This is a genomic window from Pseudoalteromonas sp. SR43-2, assembly GCF_014163885.1.
Taxonomy (GTDB): Bacteria; Pseudomonadota; Gammaproteobacteria; order Enterobacterales; family Alteromonadaceae; genus Pseudoalteromonas; species Pseudoalteromonas distincta.
Window position 1 is genome coordinate 11,694 of sequence record NZ_JACJED010000025.1, and the last position, 20,251, is coordinate 31,944.

The following is a 20,251-nucleotide window of genomic DNA, read 5'->3' on the forward strand; positions in this document are numbered from 1 at the left end:
TTACCCTACTGGCTTACATCCATGTAAGAATAAGTAAAAACCGAGCAAAGCTTCCGCGTCCTGCTCTCGCCCTTGACCTACACCCATGTAGGCAACAAAGAGTTAATCGTCCCTAGAAAGAACCCAAAGGGCAGCGCATGTTTGGCATTTATGCTGCGTTACCGCCTATTTATGGGGAATAACCACTCTACGTAGGCTCTGCCTTGCCTAAAAACCAAACAGCCTGCTGCAAATTCAACCACGAAGGTTCAACACGCCCTAGTATTTAAAGTACTGCGCTACAGCTCACCAGGTTGAAAGTTATCAACTGCAATGGCTTTCTTACGTAGCTTATTAGCATGATGCATTGCATCTGCATCAGTTTGCTCTAACAACTTATTTTCAAGCGCATAATTTATAGCACCTTCAATATCAAGCGTTGCAGGCACACTGCCCTTACGCTGCCATTGTTTTAAGTCTTTAAACTGCGCTTGCATATCATGCATAGCTAAAAATGCGCTTTCCATGACCCCTGTACCTGCATTTTCATCTACATAACATAAATGCGTTAAGCGGTTTCTAAATACACCAGGTTGAGTCATACGCTCGCAAATACTTTGTGCTATTTCATCACTTGGTCTGTGGTAATGGTTTCCCAGCGGGAACACGATACGTTTAAGGATAAAATTAACAACCGGATTTGAAAAGTTTTTAAAGAAGCCATTAAACGCTTGGCCAATTTCAAATAATGAGTTCTCAATTGCATATTTTACAAATGGTAAATCAGCTTGTTGGCGCCCTTCATCTTCATAACGTTTTAAAACAGTTGATGCCAAGTATAAATGACTTAATACATCACCCAAACGCGCTGATATCATTTCTTTACGTTTAAGCTCACCGCCAAGCATTAACATTGCAACGTCTGTACAAATAGCTAAGCCTCGGCTCATTCTACTCAGTTGTTTATAATAAATAGCCGTTTCACCACCTACAGGCGCTTTCGCAAAGTAGCTACGTGTTAAGCCATGCACAAATGCCATGCCTGCGTTACTTGCTGCAAATAATATATGGTTCATTAATAAACCATCAAATTGTTCAAGTGCTGCGTCGTCATCTTCCATTGCAGCGGCTTCCATTTCTTTTAAAACAAATGGGTGGCAGCGCGTTGCGCCTTGGCCAAATATCATTAAATTACGCGTTAGAATATTCGCCCCTTCTACCGTAATTGATACTGGAATCCCCATGTAGCCATGCGCCAAATAGTTATTAGGCCCTACTTGAATTCCTTTACCTGAATGAATATCCATTGCATCATTCATTACCGTACGACCCATTTCTGTCATATGGTATTTAGCAATCGCTGTTACAACCGATGGGCTTAATTTTAAATCAATCGCACCTGCGGTCATTAATCTGCACGACTCAAGTGTGTAAGTTAAACCACCAATACGCGCAAGTGCCTCTTGCACGCCTTCAAATTGCCCAATTGATACACCAAACTGCTGGCGTACCATGGCATATGCCGATGTCATTTTTGAAGCTAAATGCCCAGTTGCTGCACTTAATGCTGGTAGTGATATTCCACGCCCTGCACTTAAACACTCAACAAGCATTCTCCAGCCACGCCCTGCACACTCTTGACCACCAATGATCCAGTCCAGTGGTATAAATACATCTTTACCGTAAGTGGTACCATTCATAAAGGCCATATTAAGCGGATAATGACGCTCACCCGTTTCAACACCCGGATGATCGGTTGGTATAAGCGCACACGTTATACCTAGCTCTTTTTTATCACCTAATAAAGCATCAGGGTCATACATTTTAAATGCTAAGCCGAGTACAGTAGCCACTGGTGCAAGCGTAATGTAACGTTTTGACCAATTTAAACGCAGGCCCATTACTTGCTCGCCATTGTACTCACCCATACACACAACGCCTGAATCAGGAATGCTGCCAGCATCAGAGCCCGCCTCTGGTCCCGTTAGTGCAAAACAAGGAACATCTGTACCATTAGCTAAACTTGGCAGCCAACGATCTTGCTGCTCTTTAGTACCATAGTGAAGAAGTAACTCGCCCGGACCTAAGCTATTAGGCACCATAACAGTGACTGCAGCTGTTAAGCTTTTAGTCGAAATTTTTGACACTATCGTTGAATTAGCAATTGCCGAGAACTCACGACCGCCAAATTTTTCAGGAATGATCAGCGCAAAAAAACCTTCTGTTTTTAGGTAATCCCACACTTCTTTTGGTAAGTCTTTGTCTTTTTGTACAATTTGATAATCATCAAGCATCGCCAATAAGGTTTCTACTTGGTTAGCCATAAATGCGTTTTCTTTATCGCTAAGCTCTGGTTTTGGAAAGTGGTGCAGTTTTTGCCAGTCTGGGTTACCACTAAATAACTCACCATCCCACCAAACATCACCTGCTTCCATTGCCTCTCGCTCTGTTTGCGATAATGGCGGAAGCACCTTTTTGAACATTTTAAACGTAGGACGACTAATCAAGTTTAGGCGAATATCTTTAACCGCAAAAATAACCACCACCACGACCAGCAATATTATAAATATTAACATGCGCACATTCCTTACACATTGAATGAAAATAGTAACTTAATTATGACCCATCTTAATTTAAATACAATCATTGCACGACGAGTCGTGAGCCTTAACGCATTCATTTTATTGTTTTAAACATCACTGCTATTATCAACGTTTTAATAACAATAAATTAAAGGAATAGCATGACCCCCTTTCGATTTAAACTAAGTATGAGCGCCTTAATGGTAGCAAGTACTCTTGCTTTAACGGCCTGCGATGCGCAAGTATCTATCGACACTACCGATTCACCACACACTAAAAAAGCTGTAACAGCTAAAGATGCAAATACATTTATAACAAACACAGAAAAAGAACTGAGTGCACTTTATTTAGAATCGAGCCGTGCAGAGTGGATTTACGCAAACTTTATTACTCACGATACATCTGCTCTATCGGCTGAAGTTAACCGTAAAATGACCGAAACAGTCGTGCGTTTAGCAAATGAAGCTGCAAAATACGACGAACTAGAGCTTGATTACGATGCTCGCCGTAAGCTTGATAAACTAAAACTAGCACTTACACTTCCAGCCCCACAAGACGCTGATAAAACAGCGCAACTTTCACAAATTGTCGCAGAGCTTGGCGGGCTATATGGTAAAGGTAAATACTGTAAAGAAGATGGCAGCTGTTTGAGCCTTGGCGACATGACCTCAAAAATGGCCACCAGCCGAGATTACAACGAGCTACTTGATTTATGGCAAGGCTGGCGTGAAATATCAAAACCCATGCGCCCACTTTACGAGCAACAAGTAGCACTTACCAACGAAGGTGCAAAGGAGCTTGGTTATGCCGATACGGGCGCTATGTGGCGCAGTAAATACGATATGCCTGCTGATGACTTTACCACTGAGCTTGACCGTATTTGGGGCCAAGTTAAACCACTTTATAACTCGCTACATTGCCATGTTCGCGCAAAGTTAGGTGAAAAGTACGGCACCGACAAAGTACCTCAAGATCAGCCAATACCAGCGCACTTGCTTGGTAATATGTGGGCGCAAGCATGGGGTAATATTTACGATGTAGTTGCACCAGAAAACGCCGATCCGGGTTACGACGTAACCGAGTTATTAGCTAAAAATAATTACGACGAACTTAAAATGGTAAAAGGGGCTGAAAACTTTTTTACCTCAATGGGTTTTGATGCACTACCAGAGACATTTTACGAGCGCTCATTGTTTGTAAAACCAAAAGACAGAGATGTGCAGTGTCATGCATCAGCATGGAATATCGATAGCAAAGACGATTTACGTATTAAAATGTGTATTCAGCGCACAGGCGAAGAGTTCTCTGTTATTCACCATGAGCTAGGCCACAATTTTTATCAACGCGCTTATAACAAACAGCCTTTATTTTATCAAGAAAGTGCAAACGATGGTTTTCATGAAGCTATTGGCGACACCATTGCCCTTTCGGTTACACCAGGCTACTTAAAAGAAATTGGCTTACTAGAGCAAGTACCTGATGAATCAAAAGACATTGGTCTATTGATGAAAATGGCACTTGATAAAGTGGCTTTTGTGCCATTTAGCTTAATGGTTGATCAATGGCGTTGGCAGGTATTTTCAGGTGAAGTAACCCCAGAGAACTACAATAAAGCATGGTGGGAACTACGTGAAAAATACCAAGGAGTGCAAGCTCCTATCGCACGTAGCGAAAACGACTTTGATCCGGGTGCTAAGTACCACGTTCCGGGCAACACGCCTTATACACGTTACTTTTTAGCGCATATTTTACAATTTGAGTTTCATCGCAGCTTATGTGAAATTGCCGGTAACGATAAAGCCATTCATCGCTGCTCTATTTATAATTCAAAAGAAGCAGGGGATAGGCTAAACGCTATGCTTGAAATGGGTTCATCTCGCCCTTGGCAAGAAGCGCTTGAAACTGTAACAGGTAAGCCGCAAATGGATGCAACAGCAATGCTCGATTACTTTGCACCATTACAAACATATTTAGATAAACAAAACGAAGGCCGCAACTGCGGCTGGTAAATAGCGCTGAATAAAAAGCCCGCTCAAATGAGCGGGCTTTTTATTCATATTCTAATTTTAGTTAAATTAGAACTGTAAGCTTACATTTGCAAAGTAAGCATCATAATCAGAATCATCCCAGTTATTGCCGTAACCTGCTTCTAAACCAACATTGTTGTTGAAAAAGTGTTGAGCACCAAGAGTGTAATCATCATTTTTATTAACTGTAACAAAAACCGATGTTGCTTTGCTGAAATAGTAGTTAGATGCTAATTGCCAGTTACTTGAACCGCCATCAACATCTTCAAACTTACCTTCAACAGTTAAGTAGTTACCTTGCTGTAAATCAACAAAGTACTTAGCTGCTACTGCACGGTAGTCAAACTCATCATCTGCTGTTACTGTAAAGCCGATATAATCAGTGCTGTTTAACTGGTGGTTATATGCTAGGTCAAACACAAACTGATTGTCAGCATCTTCAACATCTACAAACGTTGCTTTTAATAAAAGGTTTGGATTAAAGAAGTAACCTGCAGAAAGTTCAATTACATCCGTGCTTGAGCCAAAATCACTATCGAAATTATTGTACTGTGCACCTAATACAAAATCTTCTACAAAATACTCACCGCCAACGCTAGTAACATCTCCAAAATCATTATCACTGTATGCACCATAAACATTTGTTTGCTTATTGATGTATTCAAATTGATCGTAAGGACCTAAAGTCGCTTTTGGAGAAAAATAATAAGTTGAGTCAACAGTTATTGTGTCATCACCATCTACATCCACGTATCCTACATGGCTGATTGATTGGTAAGTATCTGCAGCTATTGCAGTGGTTGCAGCGCTTGATAATAAAATGCTCGAAATGATAACGGCTAATTTTTTCATTTTAAATTCCCTATAAATATTACTTTTATGCCTCAGCTGTCTAGCTAAAGTCGGGGCGCATCCTAACGTCAAAAAAATGAACAAAAACTGAATAAGAGGGCAAATTAAAACCACTTGAAATGTAAATAATTACAAGCAAATGTAAACAACAGGTATCAAAAAAATCTACGTAACAATAGTCTGTCGTCTTTTAAACTCAAAAAGTAACAAATAAGGTACAAGTTGTCGCTAAATTAAACACAACTTAATTATTCGATAAACCTCATCAATATAACCTCCCCTCACTAAATTTTTCTAATTTCTCAAAATAATGACTATATTTAATTCATTATTTCTGAATTTATAATAAAAACTAGGTTTGTATAAGTGCATATTTTTATCTGTTTTTTCCAATAACCATTATTTACCAGCAAAAAAAACTCCAATACTCATTATTTTATAGCTATTATCATCGACTCTACTTAATGGCTTTAATAACAATCTAGCCATTTATGGCAACTCTATTTATAACTTAAAGGGGTTATTTAGATGAGCATAATAAAAGCCGTAATTATGGTTAGTAAAAGTTTATAGTTAAAAGATCAAACGTTTATAAACAACAAAGCCCGCTAAATTTAGCGGGCTTTTTAATATTACTTTTGTATTAACTAAGTACGGGACTTAATTAAAACTGAAAACGCATGTTAGCAAAGTACGCATCGTTGTCAGAATCATCAGCGTTGTTTTCGTAACCCACCTTTACACCAATATTTTTATTGATGAAGTGCTGAGCACCAAAGCTGTAAGTGTCTTGCTTGTTGTAGTTAGCAAATACAGATGTTGCTTTTGAGAAGTAGTAGTTAGTTTCTGCTAACCATTGGTTTTCTGCGTCATCAATGCTTTCGTATTTACCTTCAAAAGTTAGGTAGTTACCTTGCTGTAAATCAATAAAGTATTTAGCAGCAACTGCACGGTAATCAAAATCGTCGTCTGATGTAAGTGTAACACCTACGTAATCAGTGCTGTTTAGCATGTAGTTGTAAGCTAAATCAAATAATGCGTAATCGTCGCCATCTTTGTTTTCAACTAGTGTTACTTTTGCAAGTAAATCAGGGTTGAAAAAGTAACCACCCGTCAGTTTATAAAGCTCACTGTTAGAACCTGAATCTGGGTCTAGGTTTTCGTAAGATGCGCCAACAACAAATTCATTAATGAAGTATTCACCACCAACTGATGTTAAATCGCCAAAGTCGTCATCAGCATAGCCACCATATACGTTAGTTTGTTTATTGATGTATTCAAACTGATCGTACGGACCTAAAGTTTTTTTAGGAGATAAGTAGTAAATAGAATCTACAGCAACGGTGTCGTTGTTATCGCTATTTTTGTAGCTTAGGTTACTAATTGAATTATAGCTGTCTGCAGCAGCCGCAGTGCTAGATAATAAAATGCTCGAAATAATAACTGCTAATTTTTTCATTGTAAGACTTCCCTATGTACATTGCTTTTTATGCTCTAGCTGTATTGCTAAAGTCGAGGCACATGCTAACGTTAGGAAACTGAATGAAAACTTAACTAACCAGTTGTATTTATTAAGTTAATTGTAAGGAAGTGTTGTAAACTGTAAAATTAAAGTAGTTGCAACATCTAGTCAACAACTACTTAAAACATGTACCGTATTAAAGCGCGTGTTGGCTAATAATTCGGTAAACATCGTTAATATTATCGCCAGACTTAAACTCTTTACTAATTGGTGTTGGATCTGAGCCAACCCATATTTTTAGCTCGGCATCTAAGTCAAAATGGCCTGCACTTTCTTTACTAAACTTGGTAATTTTAGAGTAAGCAATACTCACCATTTCCATTTTAGAACCGGTCATACCTTGCTTATCAATTAAGATTAAGCGCTTATTAGTAAAAATAAACATATCACGTACTACTTTATATGCTTTTTCTACTTGCTCGCCGTCAATTAATGTATTGGCGAGGATTTTTTCTAAATCAGAATCGTCAACTTCGCTTGCATTACCCATAAGTCCGCTAAGTAAACCCATTATACTTTCTCCTGTTTAAATATTTGATTCTCTAACGTATGACCATTAACTAACTGCCTGTACTGCCAGTGTTGTTGATGACAAAAATTCAGTAGTGCAATATCAAGTGGATCGCTCGTTGGCTGATACTCAACTACATATTCTTTATGTTGGCTCATATACACACGACTCACACCTGCAATTGCTTGAAGCTGTTGCTCAACATTTTGATAAGCTTCGCTTAGCATTAATGTATAAAAGTGTTTATCGGTATTATTTGTTTTTGTTTGATGCTCGCTTAGTACGCCTTTATCTAAATGAAGTACCTGTGAGCATAGTCGCTCAAGCTCAGTTAAATCGTGAGAGCTTAAAATAAATGTAGCCTGTTCACTTAATTCTGATACCAGCTCACGTACTTCTCTGGCATGAATCGGATCCAGCCCTGCGGTTGCTTCATCAAGCATTACAATTTGTGGTGCGCCAATAAGTGCTTGCGCTATCGTAACGCGCTTGCGCATACCGTGCGATAAATCCCCCGCACGCTGCTCTGCAATTTCTTTTAAGCCAACTAAATCAAGTACACGTAGCGCCTCAGTTTGGCTTTGCTTAGCACCCATACCTTGTAGTTTTGCATAAAAAGCGAGTTGCTTGTCTATATTAAAACGAGGGTCAAGTTGCGCGTCTTGCGGTAATGCACTTACTTTATTAAATAAAGCAGCGCTCCCTGGCTTATGCCCTAATATTTCAAGGCTGCCTTTACTTGGCCCTATATAACCGCACAACAAACTAAATAAGGTGGTTTTACCCGCACCATTTGGCCCAACAAGTGCCACTGGCGCGCCTTTGTTAATTTCAAAGTCCACATTATTAAGCGCAAGTTTTGCACCATACGATTTACTCAAACCGCTGGCTGTAATTAATGGTCTCATAGTGAGCTCCTTGCAAAAATACGTTGAGCAACGCTTAGTAATACCGCAGTTTGCACAAGGGGAATAGCCACAGCGCTCAATAATGGTAGATTTTGCCCCGCTAATAGCTCTATTTGCACACCCGGAAATAAATAATCAAGCAAGCCTAATGCGGGTATTTGCCATTGCAATATACCAACTACAATACCGCCTGCTGCAAAATATAAAATTGCCAATACAATAGATAAACGCGATGAGCGAGCAAAGGTATTAATTAACGTCATTAGTGCTACAAATGGGCACAAAGTAATCACTAATATTAAAAATATAGAAAGCGCACGGGCAAAACCACCAGCCAGTAAACTTGGATCTCTAAAACCCAATACCGCGAGTGTAGCCACAAGCGTTATACCCACCAAACATGCTAATACTCCTAGCTGCCCTAAAAAACGGCCAAACAGTATTTCAAAGCGAGTGGAGCGCAGTGATAAAAACCTTAGTGTGCCGCGCTCTCTATCGCCTACCGTTTGGTCGCTACAAATAAATAAACCAAAAACGGGAAAGCTATATAAGGCTATTAACCAGTACATAGCAAATTCGGCCTCAGGCCAATCAAGCAGCTTACTTAAACCAATGGAGCCTGATATATCACGGGCTATTTGCTCAAAATCGGGTGCACTTACAATGCCTACTGCCTGCCCTATTGGGTAGCGCAGTATTATTAGCCACACCAATGCAAAGGCTGCTAATGCAATAAGTCCACGTTTTGTTAAAAACATACGTACAAGCTCAAATCCCGCTATTTGCGTTAATCGCCCTACGTTTATCGGTAATGGTGTTGCCATTGACTATCCTTAATGACTTTTTATTTTCTGTTTATTTATCCACACTAAGTGTAAACACCTTGAATTACCAGCAAAAAAAAGCCCACCTATGGTGAGCTTTGTAACAATACATTTAAATGTAACAACATAAATTGCGATATAAATTATAAATGCTGCTTATAAACCTCAAGTGCTTGGCTTAAATCGCTAATTAAATCTTCTACATCTTCAAGGCCAATATGCAAGCGAATAACCGGCCCTAAATCCCAACCTGTATTTGAGCGCAGCCCTTTCATGGTTAAATTAGCCGTTACCAAACTTTCAAAACCGCCCCACGAAAAGCCCATTTTGATATGCTCAAGGCTATCTAAAAAGGCATCAATCGCTTTTTGATTGCCGGTTTTCATCACAAATGAGAACAACCCATTACTGCCATCAAAGTCACGTTTAAAGAACTCATGCCCTGGGCAGCTTTCAAATGCAGGGTGTCGAATATGATCAACAAGCTCATGTTGCTCAAGCCATTTAGCTACTTCTATTGCTGCTTTTTCATGTTGATTTAAACGCACACCCATTGTACGCAGGCCTCTAAGTGCTAAATACGCATCATCGGCACTGGTACATTGCCCTAGTAAGTACGAGTTTTCGCGCAAGGTTGGCCAGTACTTTTTATTAGCAACAGCCACCCCCATCATCACGTCCGAATGGCCGACAATATACTTCGTTGCAGCCTGAATACTAATATCAACACCGTGCTCAAGCGGACGATAATGCAAACCGTTGCCGTAGGTATTATCAAGTATGGTCATTACGCTATGCTCATTGGCTACTTTTACCATAGCAGGCACATCTTGCACTTCCATCGTAATAGAACCTGGAGATTCTAAAAACAACACTTTAGTATTTGGCTGAATGTAGTCTTTAATACCTGCGCCAATGGTTGGCGGGTAGTAGGTTGTTGTAATGCCCAGTCCCACTAAAATTTTATCGCAAAAATCGCGAGTTGGTTCGTACACGTTATCAACCATTAAAATATGATCACCGGTTTTTAAAAACGATAAAAATACTTGGCTAATCGCCGCTGCGCCACAAGGGTATAGTGCACAGCCTTCGCCGCCTTCAAGTTCTGTAATCGCTTCTTGTAGTGCAAAGTGTGTTGTTGTGCCCCGGCGCCCATAAAATAACGTTTTATCGCCACGGGTTTTAGCCGCTTCTTTTAAATCTGCTACAGTATCAAATACAATGGTAGATGCACGCTGTACAACGGGATTTACTACGCCATGTGTATAGGCTTTTTTGCGCCCTGATGATACCAGCTGAGTGTTTTTATTACTTTTACTCGACATTGTTAATCCTTAAGGGTTTATGCGCCAATGCTCAATTAAATAACGAGAAATAGAGTCGGTTCTAGGCAGCTTTAAATGCTCCCCTTCTTCGTGCCAATTACCAAATTGCTCTAAGTCTTCACGACTAAACCATTTTGCATCGTCTAGCTCTTCTTTATCTACGTTAATTTCCTCAGATGTCGCCTCTGCAAAAAAGCCAAGCATAATGGACGATGGGAACGGCCATGGCTGAGATGCAACATAACGTACGTTATCAACCTCTATACCTGCCTCTTCTTTAACTTCACGCGCAACAGCTTGTTCCAGTGTCTCCCCTGGGTCTACAAATCCAGCAAGCGACGAATACATACCAATAGGCCACGCGGCTTGGCGACCTAATAAACAGCGTTCTACTCCGTCAGCAAAGACTTTAGTAACGACCATAATCACTGCAGGATCGGTACGCGGGAATGTAGGATGCTTACAGTTTTCGTTTTCACATACACGAGAATGCCCAGCTTCCACTGAACGGTTTTTACTACCGCAGCGCCCACAAAAACGGTGCGTGGCATGCCAATAACATAAACCTCTCGCAAGGGCGGCTATTGAGGCATATTTAATGGTTACTTGAGGCCCATATTGGCGAATATCAAAAAATTGAGCGCCCTCTATTAAAGGCGTAAGTACGCTTTCATCCAGATCAGATACATCCAATGCAAACACACCATGTTTAGCATTATTTAAACCAACAAAAATAGCACTCGTTAAATCTAAATGCGCCACTTGTTGATACGTTAAATAGCTTACTTTAGGGGTATCTTTAATAAATAGGGTTTGATTATTTTTAACTAAAACCCATTTACTTTGCGCCGACATTTGCGCTTTAAGCCACGATGGGTCTTTACGAAAATTTGAGCCTCTGTCTAGTGGCATGTTGCTGTAATGAAGCATGTAAGTCCTTGGTAACTCGTTATGCTTTAAAATTACCATAATCATTTAGCAAACCCAATTGATTACAGTAATAAAAAAAGCCTATATAAGGCTTAATTCATCTATTACGGCTTTGTATTAAAATCTCTCATGTTGCAGGCACTTAGCTTGCACCTTTTTAACTATTTTTTGCTGTTAAAGGAGCAAAGTATTGTCAATTAAATGAAATTGCTCAGCGCTTTGTTTTAATACCTCAGCAGTTAACCTGTCTGCACCGTATACATCGCACGGTACATTATATTGATTTTTTAAATGCCCAAGTAACAAAGCAAAGTCACCATCGCCAGAGAGCAAAATAACCTTATCAAGATTCTTACCCTGCTCTAACATGTCTATTGTTATGCCTACATCCCAGTCACCTTTTGCACTGCCATCACGGCGTTGAATAAATGGCTTTAGCTTTACGTCAAAGCCAATCGCACGCAAAATATTTTGAAACTGATTTTGCTTTTCATCACCTCGATAAATAGCGTACGCAAAAGCACATTCAATATTGTATTGCGCCTGCATTACCCGCCAAAACGCATTGTAGTCAAAGTTTTTTCCGTAACTCTCGCGGCACGTGTAATAAATATTTTGCACATCAACAAAAATACCTACGCGTGGTTTCGTGCTTTGCTGCTCGTTTTGTAAAGTCATTTAGTGTCCTAGTGAGGATTAATAGCAATAAAAGTAACGTTATAAAATAAGTGTACCTTGCAATTTATATTTAAGTAACCTAAATTAGTTACATACCCTTATGTAACCAATATTGGTTACATATTAAAAAGTAACCATTTTGAGATTTTTATGATTGGTGTGATCAGCGGCGATATTATTAAATCGCAAACAATCCCTAAGCAGCAATACGATGCCATGCTTTATCAACTAGAGCAAAGTTTGCGAAACATTTCGGGGGAGCAAACACTTTGGAATATATACCGAGGCGATGCCTTTCAGTTACAAGTTAATAATCCTGAGCTCCTTTTTAAAAATGCCATACTTGTATATTTACACCTTAAATCGTCAGGTTATGAGCTGCGCCAAAGCTTGGCACTTGGGCAAATAGATAACCCACGCAGCGATATAAAAACAGCAACCGGTTCTGCTTTTACCCTTTCGGGGCAAGGCCTTGATAAAATAGGTAATCAACGCTTTGTTTTTAATATTAACGAGCAGCAGCTCGATGAAAGCTTAAACCTTAATTTAGCCTTTGCCGACGTATTGCTCACTAAAATCACGCAAAAACAAGCAAATGCCCTGTATGTCTATTTAACATCACCAGACAACAGCCACGCGGCACTGGCTAAAGAGCTTAAAACAAGTCGCGAAAACGTAACCAAACTACTAAATTTAGCGCACTACCAACTTATAGAGCGCTTTATTAAGCACACACAACACGTTATAAAAAATATAATTAAAGGAGGTGAATAATGGAATTTTCACTTTTACTGGTCGCGCTTATTATTGGCCACTTACTCGCTGATTTTTACTGGCAACCTATGAGTTGGGTAAACGACAGAAATACCCGTCACTTTAAAGCCAGTAAGCTTTATTTTCATGTACTAGTGCATGGTGTAACAAGTGCACTCATTATTACCCTGTGGGAATACACATTCGGGTGGCAGCAACTAAGCAGTGTTTTAATTGCCACGGCGAGCATTATGCTCAGCCATTACTTTATTGATATAGCTAAATCGTATTCTAATAAAGGCGTGGTGCCTTTTTTACTAGATCAAATAGCGCATATACTCGTTATTATTGCGCTCAGTATTTGGCTAACTGATAATAATAGCTTTATGGCTGCAATTAATAATATGCTCACTGATCCCAACATACTGTGGGTGGTATGCGGTTATTTAATTATTTTCAGTCCCAGCGCAGTATTTATAAGAATGATGTTAGAGCGTTTAACAAGTAACTTTTCAAGTACTGGTAGCTTACCACTTGCAGGGCAAAGCATAGGCATGCTTGAGCGCGTACTTATGCTGAGCTTTATATTGCTTGACCAATTTGCAGGGCTGGGTTTTTTACTTGCGGCAAAGTCGGTATTTAGGTTTGGTGATTTAAGTGCAAGCAAAGATAAAAAGCTTACCGAGTACGTTATGCTCGGCACATTACTTAGCGTAAGTGTTACTTTATTTGTAGGCTTGGGTATTAACTATTTAATCAGGTAGGCAATACAGTAAGTACAAATTACAGACAATAAAAAACGCGCTACTTCTATTAAGAAGGTAACGCGTTTTTTGTGTTGGTTCTTAATTAAACGCCAACACAATCATTAATAATGAATTAATCGTTATTTGTGCGACGACGGCGTTGGCCATTACCGCCGACAGATTCACGCTTTGCCCATGGGTTTTGCGCGCTGTCATCTGTTTTAGCAGCTGGCTTTTTAGAACCACCACGGCGTGGGCCGGTACCATTACCACCATTATTTGGCTTTTTGCTGTTAGGCTTGCTGCTATCAGATTTAGGCTTATTAAAAGGCTGCTTTTTCTTAGGCTTTTTAGCCGGTAACGGACGAGCATCTAATGCGCGCTCTGCTACTGGATTAATAGGCTCAAAACCGTCTTCTTCAGCACGTGGAATAAGCTCACCAATAAAGCGTTCAATACCATATAAATCAACAGCATCATCAACCGTTACAAACGAAATCGCATGACCCGACGCACCAGCACGGCCTGTACGGCCAATACGGTGAACGTAATCTTCATATACGTTTGGTAAGTCGTAGTTAACAACATGCGGTAATTCAACAATGTCTAAACCACGGGCAACAATGTCTGTTGCTACTAGTACGCGGACTTCACCACTTTTAAAACCATCAAGTGCTTTAACGCGAGCACCTTGTGACTTATTACCATGAATAGCAGCGCCTGTAATATCATCACGCTCTAGTTGCTTAACCAAACGGTTAGCACCGTGCTTTGTACGGCTAAACACTAACACTTGTTGCCAATCGTTAGTGCGAATCAAGTGGCTTAGCAATGCTGTTTTACGTGTTTTATCTACCGCGTAAACGCACTGAGTAACACTTTTTGCAGTGGTATTTTTTGCTGCAACTGAAATTTCAACTGGGTCATTAATTAACCCTTTTGCTAATGCACGAATTTCATCTGAAAATGTAGCCGAAAACATCAAGTTTTGACGTTTAGCAGGCATTTTAGCAATTAAGCGTTTAATGTCGTGAATAAAGCCCATGTCTAACATACGGTCAGCTTCATCGAGTACAAGCACTTCAACGCTATCAAATTTAACTGCATTTTGATTATGTAAGTCGATTAAACGACCCGGCGTTGCTACTAAAATATCAACACCTTTACGAAGACGCTGCATTTGTGGGTTAATTTTAACGCCACCGTAAACTACAAATGAGCTCACATCCGAATGCTTAGCGTACTCTTCAACGTTTTCGCTTACTTGCAAAGCAAGTTCACGCGTAGGCGTTAAAATAAGTGCACGTACGTGGTTACTTTTAGCTTTAGGGCCCGACGACAAGCGCTCAATAAGTGGTAACGTAAAACCCGCTGTTTTACCTGTACCTGTTTGCGCTGCTGCCATAACATCACGACGTTCAATAATTGCAGGAATTGCTTGAGCCTGAATCGGCGTTGGCGTTTCATAGCCCTTTTCTAAAACCGCATTAACCAAAGACTGTGATAAACCTAAACCTTCAAAACTCATATAAACTCTCTTTTAAATTAGGCTACGTTAGCCAGTTGCGCGCATTATACCTGTAGTAGCTAAGAATGCATGCCATTATTTGCGTTGCTGGCAATTGAGCACCGTTCAATAAAATTAAACCAGTGCTCAAGTTGCTTAAAAATGCAAAAAACGGCCATGAGCCGTTTTTTGTTTATACTTAATTACTCTAAGTATTAGAGTTACTTAACACCTAACTCACGCAAACGTTCTTGCAAGTAGCTATCTGCCGTGTAGCGCTCAGAAAGCACAACATCTGGATGCGGGTGTAAAAATAACGGTAGTGAAATACGCGATTTAGTAGATGCTTTACCCGTTGGGTTAATTACACGGTGAATTGTCGATGGAAAATACCCGCCCGACGCTTCTTGTAGCATGTCGCCGATATTAATAATTAAGCTGCCAAAATCACATGGCACGTCTAACCAACCGCCATCTGTTTTTTGAACTTGTAAACCAGGCTCATTCGAAGCTGGTAATACAGTCAATAAATTAATATCGCCATGGGCTGCTGCGCGAATAGCACCTGGCTCTTCATCACCCGTCATTGGTGGGTAATGTAGGATACGTAACAATGTTTGCTCAGAATCGGCAATCATGTCTTTTAAATCAATTGAAAACTTAGCACGCACATCAGCTGGTGCTTCAGCCTGAACCCAGCTCAACAATGTACCAGCAAATTCACTTGCTAAACGGTAGTATTCACGTACATCAGCTTCAAGCTGGGCAGGAACGCGACCTTTAGGATACACATGGAAGTACTCTTTAATGTCTTTTATTGTAAAGCCTTTCGCTACTTCTGATACTGAAGGCGGAAAGTAACCGTCTTGAGTTTCTTTAGAGAATAAAAAGTCGTGCTTTTGCTCTGAGTTAAAAAAGTCTTGCCAATTTTTGTAAATAGACTCAACTAAAGACTGTGGGATTGGGTGGTTTTTTAAAACGCCAAATCCAGTATTTCTTAACGATTCAACAAATTGTGCAGCCGCATCGGGAGCTTTATAATCAACAGTAGGTAATTGCATTGTACGTTCCAGTGAATAGGTTGTGTGAAGTGAGTTGCTTTTAATAGTGCTAAATTACTTATATAAAGTAGCAAAGCCTTCATTATAGCGCTATGCGAGGATAGACAAATGACCTCAAAAACATAAGGACATATGTCCGCAAAGCATAGTCACCGCCACTTTGCTTGATCAAGATCAACTTATAAAAAAACGTCGAATTTGCAAGGTTTAGTAACTATCTCTGGTCTACTAGGGCGTGCTGACCTTTGGTGGGTGAATTTGCAGCAGACTGTTTGGTGTTTAAGCAAGGCAGAGCCTATGATGTGTGGTTGTTCCCCATAAATAGGCGATAACGCAGCATAAATGCCAAACATGCGCTACCCTTTGGGTTCTTTCTAGGGACGATTAACTCTTTGTTGCTCGGTTTTTACTTAGTCCACTAGGTTACAAACCTCGCGCCGCGATTAAATCGCCCCTAGATTGAACAAATTTCAATCCACAACGGTCAACACGCCCTGACAGAATATATTTTATTTGTGTAAATAAGGCCCCCCATGCGACAAAAAGTATCTTTTAAAAGCGGCGATTTAGAACTTGCCGGCCAACTTGAACTTCCCTCTGGTGACGTTAAGTTTTACGCGCTATTTGCACACTGCTTTACATGCGGTAAAGACATTGCAGCAGCTACACGAATTAGCCGTGCACTCACACAACAAGGTATCGCCGTACTGCGTTTCGACTTTACCGGTTTAGGTAATAGTGATGGCGACTTTGCTAACAGTAACTTTTCATCAAACATTCAAGATTTAGTATCTGCGGCAAATCATTTACGTGAACATTTTGCTCCGCCGCAACTACTCATTGGCCACAGTTTAGGCGGGGCTGCGGTTCTTGCTGCTGCGGAGCATATTCCTGAAGTATCGGCTATTACAACCATTGGTGCACCGTCAGATGCGCAGCACGTAGCGCATAACTTTGAAGCACACCTTGATGAAATTAACGCAGCAGGTGAAGCTAAAGTTAACTTAGCTGGTCGTGAATTTACCATTAAAAAGCAATTTATTGACGATATAGCCAAGTACGATAAAAGCCACATTAGTAAACTTAAGCGCGCATTATTAGTAATGCACTCCCCTATTGATGCGACGGTAAATATTAGTGAAGCTGAAAAAATTTATGCATCAGCTAAGCATCCTAAAAGCTTTATTAGTCTAGATAACGCCGATCACCTTTTAACAAATAAAAACGATGCTGACTACGCTGCACAAATAATTGCAACGTGGGCAAACCGTTATGTTAAGTACGACAAAACTAAATACACGGCAAGTTTAACGGGTGGCAATGTACTTGTTGAAGAAAAAGACCATGTATTTACTCAGCACGTAAGTACAAAAGATCATACTTGGCTTGCAGATGAGCCAATAAAAGTAGGCGGTAAAAACTTAGGTCCCGATCCGTATCATCACTTATTAGCGGGGCTTGGTGCCTGTACGGCCATGACACTGCGTATGTACGCTACACGTAAAAACTTACCACTGGAGCATGTAAAAGTAGAGCTTGATCACACTCGCGATTACAACAAAGATTGCGACGATTGTGAGCAAACCGGTAACCTTGAAGCCATTACCCGTAAAATCACCTTACGTGGCGACTTAACAGAGCCACAACGCCAGCGTTTACTCGAAATAGCCGACAAATGCCCAGTGCATAAAACACTACATAATAACCCAGTTATTGTAAGTGAACTGGTAGAATAACTGCCGTAAAATTAATATAGCGCAGGTAACACTGCGCTATGATTTAACTTTTATAGACCTAATTTTTACTACCTAAAAATCTCTCTACCTCTTTACTCATTCTATCCACCAGCCATTTTGGCCCGCCATCGTACATATCGTTATGGCGCGATTTTTCTATTAGTGTTTGTGTAACAGGAAACTTATCCAGCTCTAAATCATTTAACAACACATTCGCATCAGCTGAGTAATCACTACCGCGTAGACTAAGTACGCGAATGTTTTTATTACGTGGGATCAACATGCGGCGATGATCGAGCGTAATAATAGTGCTTACTTCATTGGGGTAAATAGAGCCATATAATGCGGAAATATCACCGCCATTAGAATGCCCAAATAAGGTGAGTTTTGTAAAATCGTACGCTGGGTATCTACTCGATAGCTCATTAACTAAAAACTTAAGCGTTACTACGCCACGATGCCAGTTTTCCATGCGAGTTGTTAAGTAAGGCTGCTCACGATTAAGATCAGGGTCGCTTTTTAGTTCATGTGCAACGGCTATTGTTAAATATCCGTGCTGACTAAACGCATTACTGGCAAACGTATACCCGTTATGGCTAATCCCGTAACCTGCGTTAATAAACGCTACAGGGCATTTTACTTGTTCAGTGCACTTAGCATTGTTACTTGGTAGTGTGATATTGATAGGAATAGTACGATTACGGCTTTCATCAGTTATAACGCCATCGTTTGCATAGCTTGTCGCGCTTATTGCTGATGTGCTTATAACTGATGCACTTAGAGCTAGTGCGCTTAACATAAAAAGCTTTTTAAGTGTTTTTTGCATATTTAAACTTATATAAATTATTGTTTTTAATTAAAAATAATTTTTACTTTATAGGTTTGCATTCTCTATTGTCAAACTATGCGATAATAACCGCCATTGTTTAAATATATTTAGTAAAAGATCCAATAAATGAAATCATACAATAGCATTCAAGAACGCATAGAAATTTTAGAAGACAAACTAACTGCAATACATGACGAAATCGAAACACTAAAAACCCCTGCTAAAAACAACAATGAACGTATTATTTTTAAGTTTATTGAAACAGGCAGCACAGGTAAAACGAAGGATTTTGTTCGTGAGTTAGGTATTAAATCACCACGTGACGGTTTGTTTTCATCAGGTGACGTTACAAAACTAATTAAAGATGGCGCTGAAGATATTTCACCAGCGTTATTAGCAATCGCAAGACAGCTTGCCAGTGCACGTAATAAAAATGGCCCTAGCCGTTAATTACGCAGTCACGCAGTATCTAGAAGCCCAGCCAAGCTGTCGCTTCTAGATAGTAATTATATTAAACTAAATTAATCACAAAGCTCTATATTGAGGCTGGTAAGCAAATTAAGTGCTTCGAAGCGATCAAACTTAGCATTCGCTAACATATTATTATTTAAATCTATATTAAATGCTGTCGCACCTACAAAATCACATTTTGTTAAGTTAGTTTGAAAAAACTCACTATCGCGAAAATCTGTTCCTGTAAATTCACTACCGCTTAAATCAGCATGTCTAAAATCAACATTTTTGGCAAAGCAGTGTGTTAGTTTGAGGCCTTTGAGGGTTAATTCAAAAAAAGAACTATTACTGAGCTCGCAATAATTAAAGCTCACCGGTGCGTTAATACTAAGCGCTGGCCAATCCACGTCAGTCCATTGCAGACTATTTAATTTGCAGTGGCTAAAACTTACATCTTCAAGCGAGCTGTAGTTCCATTTAAGTGACGATAAATTACAGTTTTTAAAGTTGCACTGTATAAATCGGCAATTTTTAAACTGCCCGTCTGAAAAGTCGCAATCGGTAAATGTGCACTCTTCAAACTCAGAATTTTCAGTTAGTTGCTCTTCGTGCTGCAAAGCATTAAATTGCTCGTCGAAGTAGTGATTATTATTTGAAATTGACACTATTAACCTAGTTTTTAATGGACGTAGACGTTATTTTTAGGTAAATCTTTTTTAAGCGCAAGCACTGCAATAAAAATCAAAGCAAATAGTGGAAATAGCGCTAAACAGCCACCCACAAAAGCTAAAACGCTAGGCATAGTACTTTTACGCTTACCTATTTTGTAGCTAATTACAGCAAAAATAGGAATACTCAGCACAATAAAAAAAACTAAAAATTCACCAAGTAAGGTGGCATTGATCGACATAATAATTCCTTTTTCGTCTATTCGATTAAAATACATGTTGCTGAAAATTTAACCACAAAAAAACCCTTAAGCATATAACTTAAGGGTTTTTAAATTTAGCTCAATAAGCTAAACAAAA

19 protein-coding genes are annotated in these 20,251 nt (G+C 39.7%); 5 read left to right on the forward strand and 14 right to left on the reverse strand.

Annotated features, from left to right (window positions below; translation table 11 throughout):
* Window positions 1-278 precede the first annotated feature (278 nt).
* Entirely contained in the window at window positions 279-2,555 is a 2,277-nt protein-coding gene (locus H5120_RS17735) for an acyl-CoA dehydrogenase (protein ID WP_182675647.1), read from the reverse strand.
* 167 nt (window positions 2,556-2,722) lie between these two features.
* Here H5120_RS17735 and H5120_RS17740 point away from each other — a divergent pair, with 167 nt between their 5' ends.
* Window positions 2,723-4,570 (forward strand): M2 family metallopeptidase, encoded by a 1,848-nt coding sequence (locus H5120_RS17740; RefSeq protein WP_182675648.1) that lies wholly within the window; start codon window positions 2,723-2,725, stop codon window positions 4,568-4,570.
* Window positions 4,571-4,636: 66 nt separating this feature from the next.
* On the opposite strand, the gene H5120_RS17745 is transcribed toward H5120_RS17740, so the two are convergent.
* The 8 genes from H5120_RS17745 to H5120_RS17780 all read right to left on the reverse strand — a co-directional run bounded on the left by H5120_RS17745 (window position 4,637) and on the right by H5120_RS17780 (window position 12,138).
* Entirely contained in the window at window positions 4,637-5,440 is an 804-nt protein-coding gene (locus H5120_RS17745) for a putative porin (RefSeq protein WP_182675649.1), read from the reverse strand.
* Between the two features lie 664 nt (window positions 5,441-6,104).
* Window positions 6,105-6,899, reverse strand: a complete 795-nt coding sequence (locus H5120_RS17750) for a putative porin (protein WP_182675650.1) — start codon at window positions 6,897-6,899, stop codon at window positions 6,105-6,107.
* A 199-nt stretch (window positions 6,900-7,098) separates the two neighbouring features.
* Window positions 7,099-7,473 carry a PH domain-containing protein gene (locus tag H5120_RS17755; protein ID WP_007377979.1) on the reverse strand — a complete coding sequence of 125 codons (375 nt, stop codon included), beginning with the start codon at window positions 7,471-7,473 and terminating at the stop codon, window positions 7,099-7,101.
* Window positions 7,473-8,381 carry an ABC transporter ATP-binding protein gene (locus tag H5120_RS17760; protein ID WP_182675651.1) on the reverse strand — a complete coding sequence of 303 codons (909 nt, stop codon included), beginning with the start codon at window positions 8,379-8,381 and terminating at the stop codon, window positions 7,473-7,475. Before H5120_RS17760 ends, H5120_RS17755 begins: the two co-directional genes overlap by 1 nt.
* A complete protein-coding gene (locus H5120_RS17765) occupies window positions 8,378-9,205 on the reverse strand; it encodes an ABC transporter permease (RefSeq protein WP_008139071.1) in 828 nt (275 codons plus the stop codon). The genes H5120_RS17760 and H5120_RS17765 overlap by 4 nt, the downstream gene beginning before the upstream one ends.
* 143 nt (window positions 9,206-9,348) lie before the next feature.
* Complete coding sequence (locus tag H5120_RS17770; protein WP_101162947.1) at window positions 9,349-10,530, reverse strand: cystathionine beta-lyase; 1,182 nt, start codon at window positions 10,528-10,530, stop codon at window positions 9,349-9,351.
* Between the two features lie 9 nt (window positions 10,531-10,539).
* Window positions 10,540-11,460, reverse strand: a complete 921-nt coding sequence (gene nudC / locus H5120_RS17775; RefSeq protein WP_182675677.1) for an NAD(+) diphosphatase — start codon at window positions 11,458-11,460, stop codon at window positions 10,540-10,542.
* Between the two features lie 174 nt (window positions 11,461-11,634).
* Entirely contained in the window at window positions 11,635-12,138 is a 504-nt protein-coding gene (locus H5120_RS17780) for an NYN domain-containing protein (protein ID WP_024594121.1), read from the reverse strand.
* Window positions 12,139-12,288: 150 nt separating this feature from the next.
* Here H5120_RS17780 and H5120_RS17785 point away from each other — a divergent pair, with 150 nt between their 5' ends.
* Together H5120_RS17785 and H5120_RS17790 are read left to right on the forward strand one after the other, a co-directional pair.
* The gene (locus tag H5120_RS17785) at window positions 12,289-12,912 is read left to right on the forward strand and encodes a hypothetical protein (RefSeq protein ID WP_007586990.1); all 624 of its coding nucleotides are present in this window, start codon (window positions 12,289-12,291) and stop codon (window positions 12,910-12,912) included.
* Window positions 12,912-13,655, forward strand: a complete 744-nt coding sequence (locus H5120_RS17790; protein WP_182675652.1) for a DUF3307 domain-containing protein — start codon at window positions 12,912-12,914, stop codon at window positions 13,653-13,655. Before H5120_RS17785 ends, H5120_RS17790 begins: the two co-directional genes overlap by 1 nt.
* A 115-nt stretch (window positions 13,656-13,770) precedes the next feature.
* On the opposite strand, the gene H5120_RS17795 is transcribed toward H5120_RS17790, so the two are convergent.
* A complete protein-coding gene (locus tag H5120_RS17795) occupies window positions 13,771-15,165 on the reverse strand; it encodes a DEAD/DEAH box helicase (protein WP_182675653.1) in 1,395 nt (464 codons plus the stop codon).
* Between the two features lie 200 nt (window positions 15,166-15,365).
* A complete protein-coding gene (locus tag H5120_RS17800) occupies window positions 15,366-16,205 on the reverse strand; it encodes an isopenicillin N synthase family oxygenase (protein ID WP_008172584.1) in 840 nt (279 codons plus the stop codon).
* Window positions 16,206-16,738: 533 nt separating this feature from the next.
* Here H5120_RS17800 and H5120_RS17805 point away from each other — a divergent pair.
* A complete protein-coding gene (locus H5120_RS17805) occupies window positions 16,739-17,941 on the forward strand; it encodes a bifunctional alpha/beta hydrolase/OsmC family protein (RefSeq protein ID WP_182675654.1) in 1,203 nt (400 codons plus the stop codon).
* A gap of 58 nt (window positions 17,942-17,999) precedes the next feature.
* On the opposite strand, the gene H5120_RS17810 is transcribed toward H5120_RS17805, so the two are convergent.
* Window positions 18,000-18,767 carry an alpha/beta hydrolase gene (locus H5120_RS17810; protein ID WP_182675655.1) on the reverse strand — a complete coding sequence of 256 codons (768 nt, stop codon included), beginning with the start codon at window positions 18,765-18,767 and terminating at the stop codon, window positions 18,000-18,002.
* A 129-nt stretch (window positions 18,768-18,896) separates the two neighbouring features.
* Here H5120_RS17810 and H5120_RS17815 point away from each other — a divergent pair, with 129 nt between their 5' ends.
* Window positions 18,897-19,220 carry a hypothetical protein gene (locus H5120_RS17815; protein WP_007377991.1) on the forward strand — a complete coding sequence of 108 codons (324 nt, stop codon included), beginning with the start codon at window positions 18,897-18,899 and terminating at the stop codon, window positions 19,218-19,220.
* A gap of 71 nt (window positions 19,221-19,291) precedes the next feature.
* Here H5120_RS17815 and H5120_RS17820 read toward each other — a convergent pair whose 3' ends face one another.
* Together H5120_RS17820 and H5120_RS17825 are read right to left on the reverse strand one after the other, a co-directional pair.
* Window positions 19,292-19,888 (reverse strand): pentapeptide repeat-containing protein, encoded by a 597-nt coding sequence (locus H5120_RS17820; protein ID WP_182675656.1) that lies wholly within the window; start codon window positions 19,886-19,888, stop codon window positions 19,292-19,294.
* 14 nt (window positions 19,889-19,902) lie between these two features.
* Window positions 19,903-20,133, reverse strand: a complete 231-nt coding sequence (locus tag H5120_RS17825; RefSeq protein WP_182675657.1) for a hypothetical protein — start codon at window positions 20,131-20,133, stop codon at window positions 19,903-19,905.
* Between the last annotated feature and the right edge of the window lie 118 nt (window positions 20,134-20,251).

Excerpts from the sequence above, each read along its gene's own strand:
- H5120_RS17735 (WP_182675647.1), bottom strand. The coding sequence starts at position 2,555 with ATGTTAATATTTATAATATTGCTGGTCGTGGTGGTGGTTATTTTTGCG.
- H5120_RS17740 (WP_182675648.1), top strand. The coding sequence starts at position 2,723 with ATGACCCCCTTTCGATTTAAACTAAGTATGAGCGCCTTAATGGTAGCA.
- H5120_RS17745 (WP_182675649.1), bottom strand. The coding sequence starts at position 5,440 with ATGAAAAAATTAGCCGTTATCATTTCGAGCATTTTATTATCAAGCGCT.
- H5120_RS17750 (WP_182675650.1), bottom strand. The coding sequence starts at position 6,899 with ATGAAAAAATTAGCAGTTATTATTTCGAGCATTTTATTATCTAGCACT.
- H5120_RS17755 (WP_007377979.1), bottom strand. The coding sequence starts at position 7,473 with ATGGGTTTACTTAGCGGACTTATGGGTAATGCAAGCGAAGTTGACGAT.
- H5120_RS17760 (WP_182675651.1), bottom strand. The coding sequence starts at position 8,381 with ATGAGACCATTAATTACAGCCAGCGGTTTGAGTAAATCGTATGGTGCA.
- H5120_RS17765 (WP_008139071.1), bottom strand. The coding sequence starts at position 9,205 with ATGGCAACACCATTACCGATAAACGTAGGGCGATTAACGCAAATAGCG.
- H5120_RS17770 (WP_101162947.1), bottom strand. The coding sequence starts at position 10,530 with ATGTCGAGTAAAAGTAATAAAAACACTCAGCTGGTATCATCAGGGCGC.
- nudC (WP_182675677.1), bottom strand. The coding sequence starts at position 11,460 with ATGCTTCATTACAGCAACATGCCACTAGACAGAGGCTCAAATTTTCGT.
- H5120_RS17780 (WP_024594121.1), bottom strand. The coding sequence starts at position 12,138 with ATGACTTTACAAAACGAGCAGCAAAGCACGAAACCACGCGTAGGTATT.
- H5120_RS17785 (WP_007586990.1), top strand. The coding sequence starts at position 12,289 with ATGATTGGTGTGATCAGCGGCGATATTATTAAATCGCAAACAATCCCT.
- H5120_RS17790 (WP_182675652.1), top strand. The coding sequence starts at position 12,912 with ATGGAATTTTCACTTTTACTGGTCGCGCTTATTATTGGCCACTTACTC.
- H5120_RS17795 (WP_182675653.1), bottom strand. The coding sequence starts at position 15,165 with ATGAGTTTTGAAGGTTTAGGTTTATCACAGTCTTTGGTTAATGCGGTT.
- H5120_RS17800 (WP_008172584.1), bottom strand. The coding sequence starts at position 16,205 with ATGCAATTACCTACTGTTGATTATAAAGCTCCCGATGCGGCTGCACAA.
- H5120_RS17805 (WP_182675654.1), top strand. The coding sequence starts at position 16,739 with ATGCGACAAAAAGTATCTTTTAAAAGCGGCGATTTAGAACTTGCCGGC.
- H5120_RS17810 (WP_182675655.1), bottom strand. The coding sequence starts at position 18,767 with ATGCAAAAAACACTTAAAAAGCTTTTTATGTTAAGCGCACTAGCTCTA.
- H5120_RS17815 (WP_007377991.1), top strand. The coding sequence starts at position 18,897 with ATGAAATCATACAATAGCATTCAAGAACGCATAGAAATTTTAGAAGAC.
- H5120_RS17825 (WP_182675657.1), bottom strand. The coding sequence starts at position 20,133 with ATGTCGATCAATGCCACCTTACTTGGTGAATTTTTAGTTTTTTTTATT.